13 protein-coding genes are annotated in these 13,576 nt (G+C 73.4%); 7 read left to right on the top strand and 6 right to left on the bottom strand.

The window, feature by feature from the left end; all coding sequences use genetic code 11:
- Positions 1-99: 99 nt before the first annotated feature.
- The 5 genes from uraD to DSM104299_RS16650 are packed head-to-tail and all read left to right on the top strand — an operon-like array spanning position 100 to position 5,210.
- The gene (uraD, locus tag DSM104299_RS16630; RefSeq protein ID WP_272472758.1) at positions 100-681 is read left to right on the top strand and encodes a 2-oxo-4-hydroxy-4-carboxy-5-ureidoimidazoline decarboxylase; all 582 of its coding nucleotides are present in this window, start codon (positions 100-102) and stop codon (positions 679-681) included.
- Entirely contained in the window at positions 678-1,499 is an 822-nt protein-coding gene (pucL, locus tag DSM104299_RS16635) for a factor-independent urate hydroxylase (RefSeq protein WP_272472759.1), read from the top strand. The genes uraD and pucL overlap by 4 nt, the downstream gene beginning before the upstream one ends.
- On the top strand, positions 1,496-2,281 hold the full coding sequence (locus DSM104299_RS16640; protein ID WP_272472760.1) for a creatininase family protein: 786 nt from the start codon (positions 1,496-1,498) through the stop codon (positions 2,279-2,281). The genes pucL and DSM104299_RS16640 overlap by 4 nt, the downstream gene beginning before the upstream one ends.
- Positions 2,278-3,570 carry an amidohydrolase family protein gene (locus DSM104299_RS16645; RefSeq protein ID WP_272472761.1) on the top strand — a complete coding sequence of 431 codons (1,293 nt, stop codon included), beginning with the start codon at positions 2,278-2,280 and terminating at the stop codon, positions 3,568-3,570. The genes DSM104299_RS16640 and DSM104299_RS16645 overlap by 4 nt, the downstream gene beginning before the upstream one ends.
- On the top strand, positions 3,567-5,210 hold the full coding sequence (locus tag DSM104299_RS16650; protein ID WP_272472762.1) for a phytoene desaturase family protein: 1,644 nt from the start codon (positions 3,567-3,569) through the stop codon (positions 5,208-5,210). Before DSM104299_RS16645 ends, DSM104299_RS16650 begins: the two co-directional genes overlap by 4 nt.
- Here the strand turns inward: DSM104299_RS16650 and DSM104299_RS16655 are convergent.
- Together DSM104299_RS16655 and DSM104299_RS16660 are read right to left on the bottom strand one after the other, a co-directional pair.
- Positions 5,162-6,211, bottom strand: a complete 1,050-nt coding sequence (locus DSM104299_RS16655) for a glycosyltransferase (RefSeq protein ID WP_272472763.1) — start codon at positions 6,209-6,211, stop codon at positions 5,162-5,164. The genes DSM104299_RS16650 and DSM104299_RS16655 overlap by 49 nt on opposite strands.
- A complete protein-coding gene (locus DSM104299_RS16660; protein ID WP_272472764.1) occupies positions 6,211-6,861 on the bottom strand; it encodes an LbetaH domain-containing protein in 651 nt (216 codons plus the stop codon). Before DSM104299_RS16660 ends, DSM104299_RS16655 begins: the two co-directional genes overlap by 1 nt.
- A 20-nt stretch (positions 6,862-6,881) precedes the next feature.
- Here DSM104299_RS16660 and DSM104299_RS16665 point away from each other — a divergent pair, with 20 nt between their 5' ends.
- Positions 6,882-7,763, top strand: coding sequence for a beta-keto acid cleavage family enzyme (locus DSM104299_RS16665; RefSeq protein WP_272472765.1), 882 nt, complete (start codon positions 6,882-6,884; stop codon positions 7,761-7,763).
- A 107-nt stretch (positions 7,764-7,870) separates the two neighbouring features.
- Here DSM104299_RS16665 and DSM104299_RS16670 read toward each other — a convergent pair whose 3' ends face one another.
- Both DSM104299_RS16670 and DSM104299_RS16675 read right to left on the bottom strand, forming a co-directional pair.
- Positions 7,871-9,859 carry a right-handed parallel beta-helix repeat-containing protein gene (locus DSM104299_RS16670; RefSeq protein WP_272472766.1) on the bottom strand — a complete coding sequence of 663 codons (1,989 nt, stop codon included), beginning with the start codon at positions 9,857-9,859 and terminating at the stop codon, positions 7,871-7,873.
- A gap of 108 nt (positions 9,860-9,967) precedes the next feature.
- The gene (locus DSM104299_RS16675) at positions 9,968-10,417 is read right to left on the bottom strand and encodes an SRPBCC family protein (RefSeq protein WP_272472767.1); all 450 of its coding nucleotides are present in this window, start codon (positions 10,415-10,417) and stop codon (positions 9,968-9,970) included.
- Positions 10,418-10,440: 23 nt separating this feature from the next.
- Between DSM104299_RS16675 and DSM104299_RS16680 the strand changes: the two genes are divergently transcribed.
- Entirely contained in the window at positions 10,441-11,022 is a 582-nt protein-coding gene (locus tag DSM104299_RS16680; RefSeq protein WP_272472768.1) for a TetR/AcrR family transcriptional regulator, read from the top strand.
- A gap of 118 nt (positions 11,023-11,140) precedes the next feature.
- Here the strand turns inward: DSM104299_RS16680 and DSM104299_RS16685 are convergent, their stop codons facing one another.
- A complete protein-coding gene (locus DSM104299_RS16685; protein WP_272472769.1) occupies positions 11,141-12,385 on the bottom strand; it encodes a cytochrome P450 in 1,245 nt (414 codons plus the stop codon).
- A complete protein-coding gene (locus tag DSM104299_RS16690; protein ID WP_272472770.1) occupies positions 12,385-13,572 on the bottom strand; it encodes a hypothetical protein in 1,188 nt (395 codons plus the stop codon). The genes DSM104299_RS16685 and DSM104299_RS16690 overlap by 1 nt, the downstream gene beginning before the upstream one ends.
- Positions 13,573-13,576 lie beyond the last annotated feature (4 nt).

Here is a 13,576-nt window from a genome sequence, read left to right on the forward strand (position 1 = left end):
CCCGGTGCCGAGGGCCGCGCCTGACCAGGGCGTCGCTGGACGATGGGCGGAATCTAGCGTACGAAGACGCTCCCACCCACCCTGTAATGTCCGCGATCCATGACGCACGACCCGCCCGCCCCGCGCGGCCGGGTCGCCGACCGGGGTCACCGGCGACTGGGCATCCATGACGCGGCCACGCTGAGCAGCGACGGCTTCGTCGCGCGCTTCGGCGGCGTCTTCGAGGACTCGGCCTGGGTCGCGGAGACCGTCTGGAGGCGCGGGCCGTTCGCGTCGGTCGCCGAGCTACACGCGGCGATGGTCGCCGTGGTCGACGAGGCCGACCCCGAGGCGCGCCTGGCGCTCATCCGCGCGCACCCGGAGCTCGCCGGCAAGGCCGCGATCGCCGGCGAGCTGACCGAGGAGTCCACGCGCGAGCAGGCCGCGGCCGGCCTGGACCGGCTCACGCCCCAGCAGCACGCCGACCTCCTCGCGCTGACCGCGGCGTACCGCGAGCGCTTCCGCTTCCCCTTCGTCGTGTGCGCGCGCGAGCACACGGCCGACTCGATCATCGCCGCGGCGCGCGAGCGCCTGGCGCAGGACTCCGACGCCGAGGAGGTGACCGCCCTGGCCGAGATCGCGAAGATCGCGGCGCTGCGGCTGGACGACCTCGTCGTCGACGAACCAAGGACATCAGGTTGACCGACGCCCGCATCTCCTACGGCAAGCTCTCGGTGCCCGTGCACCTCGTGCGCGGCGAGCGCCTGCTCGCCGCCGACGTCAGCATGGAGGTACTGGGCCAGGGCTTCCTGCCGGCCTACACCGAGGGCGACAACTCGGCGGTCGTGGCGACCGACACCATGAAGAACGTCATCCTGCGCCGCGCGCACGAGTACGACGGGGAGACGCTCGAGGGGTTGTTGTACGACCTGGGTCGCGGGTTCCTGGAGACCTACCCGGAGATGGAGGGCCTGCGGCTGTGGGCCGAGGCGCAGCCATGGGTACCCGAGAGCGGCAAGCTGTTCCGCCGTGTGGAGGGCGACCACGCGATCGCGACGCTGGAGCTCGCGCCCGGCGGCGGCGTCATCGACCACGAGGCCGGCCACGTCGGGCTGCAACTGCTGAAGACGACGGGCTCGGCGTTCACGAAGTTCGCGCGCGACGACGACACCACGTTGCCGGAGCGCAAGGACCGGCCGTTGTTCATCCACCTCGACGTGCGCTGGAAGTACGGCGACGCGACCGACGCGGTGGGCGACGCGCACGTGCCGTCGGGCGACGTGCTCGCGGTCGTCCTGGAGACGTTCGACGAGCTCGTGTCCGAGTCGATCCAGCACCTGGTGTACGAGATGGGCCAGCGCGTCCTGGCATCGTTCCCGGCGCTGACGCAGGTGTCGTTCCGGGGCGAGAACCACACCTACGACCCGGTGCCCGGGGCGGCCGACGCCGACCCGCTGGCCAAGACCTACACCTCGCCGTTCCCCGCATGGGGGTTGATCACGCTGGTGCTCGATCGATGAGCGCGGGCGCGCGCTCGCTCGCCGACCTCCGCGCGCCGGAGATCGCGGACCGGCTGTCGCCGTCGTCCGTGCTGCTGCAGCCGGTGGGCGCGATCGAGCAGCACGGGCCGCACCTGCCGCTGTCCACCGACCTGCTGATCGCCGACGCGCTGGCCGCCGCGGTCGTCGCAGCCCGCGGCGACGAGCTCGACCTGTGGCTGCTGCCGCCGTTGGCCTACACGAAGTCCAACGAGCACGCGTGGGCGCCGGGGACGATCTGGCTGTCGCCGCAGACCATGTTGTCGGTGTTGGACGACCTCGGGCGCTCGCTCGCGACCCTCCCCGCCAAGAAGCTCGTGTTCCTCAACGGCCACGGTGGCAACACCGCGCTGCTCACCGTCGCCAACCGCGAGCTGCGCCTCGCGCACGGGCTGATGACGTTCCTCATGCACCCGTCCCAGCCGCGCGACAGCGGCGGCGCGGCGGACGTGCACGACGACGAGCTCGGGATGGGCGTGCACGCGGGACGCGACGAGACCTCCGTCGTCCTGCACCTCCGCCCGGAGTTGGTGGACATGTCGGTCGCGGAGCGATCGATCCCGAACGCGTTCGCCGGCAACGCCCGCGTCCGCTTCGGCGGCGACGTCGCGTTCGGCTGGGCCGCCGACGACCTCTCCGCCACCGGCGCCATCGGCGACCCGACGCTCGCCTCAGCCGAGCTCGGCGCCACGCTGTGGGCCGGCATGATCGCCTCCGCGGCCGAGGCCCTCGCCGAGATCGCCGCGTTCGCGTTCGAGCGATGAGCGCGCTGCTCGTTCGCGGAGCGGCGTTCGTCTGGACCGGCGAGCGGGTGGTCTCCGACGTCGACCTGCTCTGCGTCGACGGGCGCGTCGTGGAGATCGGGCCCGGTGTCGCCGCTCCGCCCGGCGCCGCGGTCCTCGACGCCGCCGGCTGCGCCGTGATCCCGGGCCTCGTCAACGCCCACCACCATCTCCTGCAGAGCGCGTTCCGGACGCTGCCCGGGACGCGCGGCGTGCCGATGCGCGACTGGCTCGGCGTGATGAACGCGGCGTACCGCGCCGTCGGCGTCGACCCGGAGCTGTGCGGCGCGGCCGCGGCCGTCGGGCTGGCCGAGGCGCTGCTGTGCGGCGTGACGACGGTGGCCGACCACCACCTGACATGGCCGGCGGGCGCCGACCACGCCGGGATGGCGGAGGCGGTCTTCGGCGCGGCGGGGGCGCTCGGCGCCCGGCTGGTGTTCGTGCGCGGCACCGCGGGCGACGACCCGGATGTCGCCGCCTCCGCCGCCGACGCGCTGGCCGCGCTCCTCCCCCCGGCCTCGCTCGCCGTAGGGCCGGCCGGCGTGCACAGCGACGGGCGGGCGACGTTCGACGCGCTGCGCGAGGTGGCGGTCCGGCACGGGCTGCCGCGGCGGACGCAGGCCAACGAGCAGGTCGACGTGGTCGTTGCCGCGGAGCGCTACGGGCGCCGGCCACTGGAGCTGCTGGAGGAGTGGGGCTGGCTGGAAGAGGGCGTGACGATCGCGCACCTCTGCGCCGTCACCGACGCGGAGATCGCGCGCGTGGCGGCCTCCGGCGCGACCGTCACCCACGCGCCGGGCTGCGACCTGCCGATGGGCTGGGGGCTCGCGCCGGCGGGGGCGCTGCTGGACGCGGGCGCAGTTGTAGGACTCGGCACCAGCGGCGGCGGCTCCAACGACGCGGGCCACCTGCTGGCCGACGCCCGCCTCGCGCTCCAGGCGTCGCCGCTGAGCGGCCGCCCGCTGACGGCGGTCGAGGTCCTGACGATGGCCACGCGCGGCGGCGCGCTGGGCCTGGCCCGGAGCGAGTTGGGGTCGTTGGAGCCGGGCGCGGCGGCCGATCTCAACGTGTATGACCTGAGCGGCGTCGCGGATGCGGGCATCGGCGATCCCCTCCCTGCTCTCCTCTGGACCTCCCCTGGCCGCCGCCCGCGCGATGTCGTGGTGGACGGCAGCGTGGTCGTGCGCTGCGGCGCCCTCGTCGACACCGACGAGCGAGCGCTCGCGTCCTCGCTCCACGACCTCCTCACGGCACGCCGCTCCGCCGCATGACCGCCGACGCGCGCCACGACGTCGTCATCGTCGGCGGCGGCCACAACGGGCTGACGTGCGCGGCCTACCTCGCGCGCGGGGGCGTCGACGTCTGCGTCCTGGAGGCGCGCGACAGCGTCGGCGGCTGCGCTTCGACCGTCGAGGTCCTCGGCGGCGCGCGGGTCAACATCTGCAACTGCGACCACGCGCTGGTCCGGGCGACCGGCATCATCGAGGAGCTGGACCTCGCCGCCCACGGCCTGCGGTACCTGGACCTCGAGCCGGCGCAGCTGGCGCTGCCGTGGGATACGGGGTTGGCGCCGTGGTTCCTGTTCTCCGACGTCGAGCGCACGCTCCAGTCGCTGGCGCTCACCCATCCCGACCAGGTCGCGGGCTACCGCCGCTACGTCGACGACCTGCTGCCCGCCGCGCGGTTGGTGATGGAGATGACCGGCGGCGTGCCGACCCCGCTGGGCGTCGCGACGCGGCTCGCCAAGACGCGCGGGCGCGGACTCGCGGCGTTGTTGAAGCTGTCGCGCCGCAGCGCCGCCGACGTGCTGCGCGACTACTTCACTTCCGACGCGCTGCTCGGCCCGGTCGCGACGACCGGGCCCGCCGTCTGGGGCCTGCCGCCGCAGGCGCCGGGGACCGGCCTCGGGGCGCTGGGCTACGCGCTGCGCCATCTCATCGCGGTCGGTCGCCCGGTCGGCGGGTCGGGCGCGCTGACCGACGCGCTGGCGAGCGCCGTGCGCGGCGCGGGCGGCACCATCCGGACGGGCGCCCGCGTCAGCGCGATCCTCTGCGACGCCGGCACGGTCGCGGGCGTCCGCCTCGGCGAGGGCACGCGCGTCGACGCGCCGGTCGTCATCTCCGCCGGGGATCCGCGCCGGACGCTCGTCGAGCTCCTCCACGCGCCGCCGGCGCAGGCCCGGGACCTCGTCGCCCGGTGGCGCGACCGGCCGGTGCGCGAGGGCTACGAGAGCAAGGTCGATGCGGTCGTCGACGCCCTCCCCCGGCCCCGAGGCCTCCATCAAGAGCATCTCGACGAGCTGGGGATCGGCGCGGTGCTCAACGCCACCATGGTGGTCGCGCCCGGCCTCGACGCGATCCTCGCCGCCCACCGCGACGCCGAGGCCGGCCGCGTGGCGACCAACCCGTTGTTCCTGTCCAACGTCCCGTCGGTGCTCGACCCCACCGTCGCGCCCGCCGGCGGCGGCCACGTCTTCAGCCTCGAGACGCTGTTCACGCCGTACCGGCTGCATGGCGGCTGGCCGGGGTCGGCCGAGCCCGAACGCTGGCTGGCGGCCTTCGCGCGGTCGATGGAGCCCGGCTTCCTGGACGGCGTCCGCCGCTGGCGCCTGGTCGGACCCGACGACTACGAGCGCGACTTCTCGATGCCCGCCGGGTACGCGCCCTCCTTCGCGGGCGGCCCGCTCGCGGCGCTGCTCGGCCGCGACCGCGAGCTGACCCGCTACACGACGCCCGTGTCCGGCCTCTACCTGACCGGCTCCGGGACGTTCCCGGGCGCGGGCGTGTCGGGCGCGCCGGGGCGCAACACGGCACGGGTGGTCCTGGGCGACCTCGGCGTCACCGCGCGGCGCGCTGCGCCCGCCTATGCCGGCGGCGGGTCCGGCCGACCGCCCCAGAGGAACGTCGGGTAGTAGGCGAACACCGGGCCCGGCCGGTGGGCGAAGCGCACGCCGGCCCGCAGCATGCGTTCGGCCCGATACCAGTCGCCGGGGACCCCCATCGCGGCGGCGACGTGCTCGCGGGCGAAGATGCGCAGGCCGGAGTGGACCAGCGCGGCGGAGAGGGAGAACGCGCCGGGCGCCGGCGGGAAGGCGCCGAGCCGCTCGACGGTGCCGTCGGGCGCGTGCTGCTCGATGTCGCCGTAGGCGACCTCGGCGCGGGTGACGCGGGCGTGCTCGAGCAGGACCGCGACGGCGTCGGGGTGCAGCGCGTCGTCGTCGTCGAAGTCGAGCGTCCAGCGCCCACGGGCGACGCGGTAGCCCTCGTTGCGCGTCTGCGTCGCGGCGGTGAGCCAATGGCGGCCCTCGGGGCCACGGACGCGGGTGGGCAGGTTGATGTAGGTGATCCGCGGGTCCCCGATGCGGGCGACGGCCGCTCCGACCGCCGGCGGCGCGGCGTCGCCCACGACCGTCACCTCCAGGCGCTCGTAGGTCTGGCCGAGCACGGACGGGAGGCTGCGCTCGAGCAGCAGCTCCAGGCGGTCGTGCGTCGCGATCGCGACGCTCACCAGCGGCTCGTCCTCGGTGTAGGCGAGCGCGTAGTCGGGGTCGTCGCGCAGGGCCCACAGCCGGCGGCGGTTGCCGGCCTCGTCGTCGACGACCGCGCGCAGCATCGGGGCGAGCTCGTCGCCGAGGCGGTGCTCGAGCGCGGCGATCCGCTCGCCGAGCGCTCCGAGCTGGTCGTCGAGCGTGGCGGCGCGCGCGGCGAGCTGCGCGGCGCCGGCGCCGGCACGCTCGTCCGCCGCGCCGGCGACGGCCTCCAGCGCGCCGAGCCGCTCGCCCAGGTCCTCGATCGTCACGGCGAGATGCTGCTCGCGCGCGGCGGCGTCGGCGACGACGCGATCGCCCAACGCGTTCAACCGCCGCTCCAGCGCGGCCAGCGCGCGCCGGCGCACGCTCAGGCGCCCGGTCATCAGCGCAGCGTCGCCCCGGCCGCGTACGGCCGGGCGGGAACGCCCTGCACGCGCACGGCGTCGTCGACCGACCGCATGACCATCGCGCCGGCCGCCACCACGGCGCCGGCGCCCACAGTCGTCCCGTTGACCACCGCGGCGCCCATGCCGATCCGCGCGCCGGCGCCGATCCGCGTGTTGCCGCCCACGTTGGCGCCCGGGTTCAGGACGACCCCGTCACCGAGCACGACGTGGTGGCCGACGAGCGCGCCGCGGCCGACGAGCACGTGCGCGCCGATCGTCGTCGCGGCGCCCACGACCGCCGCGGGCCCGACGACCGCGCCGGGCGCGAGCGTCGCGCTCGGGCTGACGTGCGCGGCCGGGTGCACGAGCGGCGGCGCCGGGCGCCAGCCGTGGTTCGTCAGCTCCGCCCACGGCGCGAGCCGGTCGCCGCCGACGCCGAGCACCGCGAGCCCGTCGCCGGCGGGCCGCGCGTCGAACGCGACGACCGGCAGGCCGTGGATCTCGGTGCCGACGCGGGCCGGGTCCAGGAGCTCGACGAGCGCCGGGACGTCGCAGCCGCACGCGCGCGCGTATTCGACGACCTCCAGCGCGAACGAGCCGGTGCCGACGACGTGGACGCGAGCGGGGCTGTCGACGTGGTCGGGCAACGGACGGTCAGGATACGCGTGTGCCCCGCACCGCCGACCACGTCCCGCACCCGCTGCGTCCGTATCCGCCGCTCGTCGTCAACGTGGCGCTGACGGGCATGGTGCCGCGCAGGGCGACGGTCCCGCACGTCCCGGTGACGCCCGAGCAGATCGTCGCCGACGCGGGCGCCGTGTTCGCGGCCGGCGCGACGATCCTGCACCTGCACGCGCGGCGCGCCGACGACGAGGGGCCGGACTGGCGGCGTGACGCCTACGCGGAGTTCGTGCCCGAGATCCGGGCGCGCTGCCCCGGCGTCGTGGTGTGCGTGACGACCAGCGGCCGCGACGCCGCCGGGCTCGACCAGCGCGCCGACGTCCTCGCGCTCGACGGCGACGCGCGCCCCGACATGGCGAGCCTCACGCTCGGCTCGCTGAACTTCCGGACCACGGCCAGCGTCAACGCGCCGGAGACGATCGTCGCGCTCGCGACGCGGATGCGCGAGCGCGGGATCCGGCCGGAGCTCGAGGTCTTCGACACGGGCATGGCCTACCTCGCGCACGAGCTCGTCGCACGCGACGTCCTCGAGCCGCCGCTCTACGCCAACGTGATCCTCGGCAGCCCGAACACGGCGCCCGCGACCGCCGAGGCGCTCGCGCAGCTCACGCGCGCGCTGCCGGCCGGGACGACCTGGGCCGCCGGCGGCCTCGGCGCCTTCCAGCTCCCGATGAACGCCGTGGCGGTCTTCACCGGCGGGCACGTCCGGACCGGGTTGGAGGACAACGCGTGGATGGACGCCGAGCGCACCGTCCCGGCGACCAACGCGCGGCTGGTGGGTCGGGTGGCCGAGCTGGCGCGGATCGCGGGCCGGCCGTTGGCGACGGCCGCGCAGACCCGCGCGCTGCTGGGGCTGCCGGGCGGCTGACGCCGGCGCGGCGTGGCCGGACGACGCTGGCCGCGACACCGCCCGCGTGATCATGCGCGACCTCGGCAGGACCACGCGGACGGCCGCCGCGGCCGCCTAGCCGAGGCTCAGGTCCCCTTCACCTCGATCGCGGCGATCGTGTACTTCTGGCCGGTCGGCGCGCTCAGCCCGACGGTCTTGGCGCCCGCCGTCCCGACGTCGCCGTGGTATCCGCCGTACCCGGTGTAGCCGCCCGAGGAGAAGAAGTAGGACTCCTCCGTCAGCGCCCCGGCGGTCGTCCGCCAGGTGCGCGACGTGCCGCTGACCGCGTTCCAGTCGACCGACGCCACGACGACCGCCGAGTGGTTCTCGGTCGTGGTGAGGCCGAGCGACGGCCCGCCCGTCCCGCGCCCGATCGCCGAGGCGCCGATGCCGGAGCTGTTGCGGAGCTGCAGGACGTCGCCGCCCCACTCGTTGCTGCCCGCGGTGCGCGTGAACGTGACGGAGATCGTCGCGTTGCTGGGCACCACGGCCGTCCACACGTAGTTGGCGCCGTAGCCGGATGTGGTGTCGCTGCGCCGCAGCGTCCAGCTGAGCGAGCCGCCGGAGATCGCCTCGGTGATGCTCGCGTCGGCGGTCATCCCGTAGGCGACCAGGATGTCCCCGGCCTGGACCGAGAACGACGACGTGGACTTGGCCGTGCCGGTGGTCGTCGTCCAGGACGACACCTCGTGCTCGCCGACGAACGTCGGCGCGGTCGAGAACGTCCCGATCGTCCAGGTGACGCTCGCGGGCGTCGCGTCGGTGTTGGACGCCGCGTCGGTGGCGCGCACGTCGAACGTGTGCGAGCCGGCCGCGAGCGAGGTGTAGGACTTGGGCGATGTGCACGTCGACCACGAGCCGCCGTCGAGTCGGCACTCGAACGTGGAGCCGGACTCGGTCGCCGCGAACGTGAAGCTCGCGCTCGTCGACGACACCTTGCCGTTGGTCCCGCCGGTGATCGTCGTGTCGGGCGGCGTTGTGTCGGCCGGCGGCGGGCCGCAGCCGGTGATGCCCATGTCCTCGCTATCGGACGCCGCGAGGTAGCCGGCCGACGAGGACATCAGGCGGTAGGCGCAGCGGCCGGCGGCGACGTTGGCGAACGTCGGCGTCCCGGAGATCGTGTGCGCGCCGACGCCGCCGCCCGGGACCAGGTTGTAGTCCCGCGTCACGTTGCCGCTCGGGGCGGTACCGATGTACACGTCGTCGGTCAGGACGTTGTCGGTGACGGTCACGTCGTCGGGATCGTCGTCGTCGTGGTCGGGCGTGACCGCGATCGTCCAGTCGCCGACGATCGTGTTGTGGCGGATGACGTCGCCGACGCCGCCGCCGTCGACCACTGCCCAGGCGTAGCCGTCGGCGACCATGACGTTGTTGGTCCAGGTGAACGGCGAGCCGGCGCCGTCGGGAGACATAAGGCCGGTCGAGTTGTCGTGGAAGTAGTTGGAGTCGACGGTGACGTCCGAGGACCCGTAGAACTGGATCGGGTCGCTGTGCGCCCCGCAGGACCCCTGCTGGATGCCCTCGAACTCGTTGCCCTGGATCAGGACGTCGTCGGAGCCGCCGCCGAGGAAGATGCCGTCCGAGCAGCCGGCATTGCCGCCGAAGTGGCTGTTCTCGACGGTCACGCCGTGCGCGTCGATGATCGACAGCCGGCCCTCCCAGGTCGCCTCGCCGAGGTCGTCGAGCACGACGTCGTCCAGCGTGATGTCGGTCGCCCCGTTGTAGAGCGCGATCGGGGCGGTGAGCGTCGAGTGCTCGATCGTGATGTGGTCGGAGCCGTTGACCAGCCAGCCGCCGAGGTCCGTGAAGCCGTCGAACGTGATGTGAGACGCCGTGTCGTCGAGGTCCAGCGACAGCGCCGGGGTGTCGCCGGGCTCGGGGCGGACGGTCACGGTGGAGGACTTGGTCGCTCCCGTGAAGCCGGTGTAGTCGCCGTCGGCGAGATAGATCGTGTCGCCGCCGGAGGCCGAGGCGAAGATGGATGCGAACGTCGAGTCGGTCGCGTGATAGGTCGTGGCCGAGGCCACGCCGGGCAGCAGCGCGGCCACGACGAGCGCGCCGAGAAAGGCTTTCAAACCTGTTGGTGTCATAGTGACAACGTCTCACTGACGAGCGCCGTCGCGCAACCTAAAGGGACCTGCCAATCGGCAGGTCTCTGGCCTTCTGGGGAGCGTCGGCGCTGGTTACGCCGGCAGCTGCTCCGCCAGGCGCTCCATCGCCTTCGCGTTGCCGCGCTTGAGGATCCCGCGCACGAGCGGTGCCATCAGGCGGTCGGCGATCGGCGCCTCGCGCCAGGCGTAGGTGAAGGAGACGCGGGTGCCGCCGCTGGGCAGCTCGGCCAGCTCGTAGGTGCCGCTGGCCTGGCGCTTGCCGCCGGCAGAGACGTTGTGCTCGACGATCTTCGAGGGTGCGACCGCGTCGACGACCTCGATGGCGACGGGTTCCTTGCGGCCGCCGACCTTGGAGTTGACGTCGGCCTTGCTGCCGACACCGCGCGGCGGACCCGAGTAGGACCAGTCGACGAGCATGTGGTTGGTGAACGGCTCGTGGTTGGCCATGACGTCGAGGTAGTCGTACACCTTGGTGCGCGGCTGGGGAACCTCGATCGAGACGGTGATGGGCTTGGGGGTCATGTACCACACGGTACACTACGTCCGTGCCCCGCAGCAACCCGCGCGCTCAGCTGCTCGAGAGCGCCATCACCTACATCTCCGAGCGCGGGATCAGCGACCTCTCGCTCCGCGAGCTGGCCAGCGCGATCGGGACGAGCCACCGCATGCTCATCCATCACTTCGGGTCCAAGGCGCAGCTCTGGGTCGCGGTCGTCCGCGCCGTCGAGGAGCGCCAGCGCGCAGGCCTCCCGGACCTCCTGCCCGATCCGGCCGCCGACCCCGCCACCGCGATGCGCGCATGGTGGAAGCACATCTCCGACCCGAGCCTGTGGGCCAACGAGCGGCTGTTCTTCGAGCTCTACGGCCAGGCGCTCCAGGGCCGCCCCGGCACCGAGGCGTTCCTCGACGGCATCGTCGACAGCTGGCTCGACACCATCACTGACATCAACATCGCCACCGGCATGGACCCCGCCACCGCCCGCGCCAACAGCCGCCTCGGCATCGCCGTGACCCGCGGCCTCCTCCTCGACCTCCTCGCCACCAAGGACCATGCCTCGGTCGACGCGGCGATGGAGGTCTGGATCGCGCTGAACGTCGGGCCCGGGGACGCCGGCGGGGATCACTGAGCGGCGGCAGCGCCGGGGTCGACGACGCGCCGGTAGCGACAACGGTCGCGGCCAACGGCGGTCGCGCCGCCGGCCGCCATCGAGGCGCGTCAACCGAGGGCGGCGCGGGCGGACACCCTCAGCGCCCTACCAGCCGCACCGGCAGCGACTTGTAGGTCCGGATCATCAGCGTCGGGTGCAGCGTGCCGCCGTCGCCGTCCACCTCGATCCGACGCCATCGCTCGGCTGCCCGCTCCAGCACCTCGCGGGCCTCGAGCCGGGCGACGTGCGCGCCGAGGCAGGTGTGCACGCCGCCGCCGAAGGCCACGTGGCGGTTCGGCGTCCGCCCCACGTCGAACCGGTCGGGCTCGGGGAAGGCCGCCGGATCGCGGTTGGCGACCAGCACCGCGCACTGCACGACGTCGCCGGCCCGGAGCGATCGGCCGTGCAGTGTGAAGTCCTCCAACACGACCCGCCCCATCGTCAACGCGGGTGATACGAAGCGCAGCGCCTCCTCGACCGCGCTCGTCACCAACGAAGGATCCGCGGCCACGCGGTCCCACTCCCCTGGGAACGCGGCGAACGCCTCGATCATCCCGGACAGCAGCGTCTGCGTCGTCGACGTCCCCGCCGCCAGCGACTCCATCGCCTGCGTCAGGACGTCGTCCCACGACAGCACGCCGTCGCGGTGCGCCCGCAGCAGCCACGAGAGCAGGTCGTCGCCGGTCGCGCCCGCGTCCAGGCGCGCCACCGCCAGCTCCTCCAGGTACGTCACCAGCCCGAGCATCGCCGCCTGCCCCCGCGCCAGGTCCTCCGCCGCGACGATGGCCGGGTCGAGCAGGACGTCGATCGCGACCGTGTCCTGGTGCAGCAGCGCGAGCAACATGTCCATGTCGTCGTGCGGCAGGTCGAACAGCGCCATGAACACGCGTGCCGGCAGCGGCTGCGCGACCGCCGCGACCCAGTCGACCTCCCCGTCGTCGGGCAGCGCCGCCAGCAGCGCCGCGGCCTCGCGCGCCACCAGCTCACCCATCGACGCCTCGACGGCGCCCCGCGTGAACGGCTTCGTGAACGCGCCCCGCACGCGCCGGTGGTCGGCCGCCGGCAGGTTGATCAGCAACCCCTCCTGGAACCGCTCCAGCGCGCTGCCCGCACCGAACGGCCGCGCCTCGTCGTAGCCGCGCACCGCGTGCAGGTCGGTCCCCAGCCGCACGCGGTCCTTCAACAACACGGCGACGTCGTCGTACCGCGTCACGAACCAGAACCCGTCCCGCAGCCGGCACACCGGGTCGTCCTCGCGCAGGCCGGAGAACGCCCCATGCAGGCGCCGGGGCAGCCCGGGGTCGCGGAAGTCGACCCCGGGCCGCGCACCGACACCGGCCATTACAGGCCGATGCCCTGCTTGATGAACGCGTTCGTGAACAGGTCCGCCGGCTTCAGCCCGGCGGCGACCGTGATGTGGTTCTTCGCGTAGATCGGCGACACGATGCTGAGCATCTTCGCGACCTTCGCCTCGTCGATGTCGCCGAGCGTGTCGTCGTCACCGTTGTTGATGATCTTGTTGTCGACCTGCGCCTTGGCGGCGTAGTCGGCGAGCGCCGCCGGGTAGACCCAGCCGTTGTTGTACTCCTCGGCGGCCTTGACGATGATCCCGTTCGCCGTCGCCGGGTCCTTGGCGTAGTCGACCTGCGCTTGCTGGACGATCGGGATCAGCTTCTTCAGGCACGGCGTGTCCTTGGCCAGGTCGCCCTTGCGCACGGCCAGCGTCTCGCCGTAGTTGGGATAGCCGGACTGCTCGATCGAGAGCGTCGACACCGGCTTCATCCACGGCTTGACCTGGTGCTCGTACTGCCACGGCTCCGCCGTGATGAAGCCCTGCTGGACGAGCTTGCCGCCCGAGGACACGAACCGCGCCGGCTTGCCGTCGTAGGACGAGTCGACCTGCGACTTCTTCAGGATCCCCGAGCCCGTCAGGTAGTCCATGTACACGTTGGACTTGAAGTACAGGACCTTGGTGTCGGTCTTGCCGATGTCGGCGATCGTCTTGAAGTCGTGGCTCTTCGGATCGAAGATCAGGACCTGCGCCCAGTGCTCGCGCGGCGCCATGACCGACACCGTCGGGAGCTTCTTGGAGTTTTGGATCGACTCGTCGGTGTTGACGTAGCCCAACATGATGGACTTGTCGACGTACATCTGCTGCGTCGGGCTCTGGAACCCGGTCGCCGGCCCGCCGGCGCGGATCTCGACCTTGACGCCGGTGTCCTTGCCCTGGGCCATGAGCGGCGCGGTGTAGCGCTTCTTGCCCTTGTCGTACGTGCCGCCGGGTGCCGCGATGGCGTAGGCCTCGGAGTGGTCGGACTCCGGGTTCCAGTCGGTCTGGATGACGACCGTGGACGGGCAGACGTCCTTGAGGCTCGTCGCGCCGTCGGTCGACGCGGCGGGCGCCGCGGCGGCCGTCGTCGTCGCCGACGAGGACGAGTTGCTGTCGTCGTCGCTGCCGCATCCTGCGGCGACCAGCGCCGTGGCGCCGAGCGCGATCAACAGCGCGGGGATTCGAGAGGACCTGATCATGGGC

The sequence above is a fragment of the Baekduia alba genome (assembly GCF_028416635.1).
GTDB lineage: Bacteria > Actinomycetota > Thermoleophilia > Solirubrobacterales > Solirubrobacteraceae > Baekduia > Baekduia alba.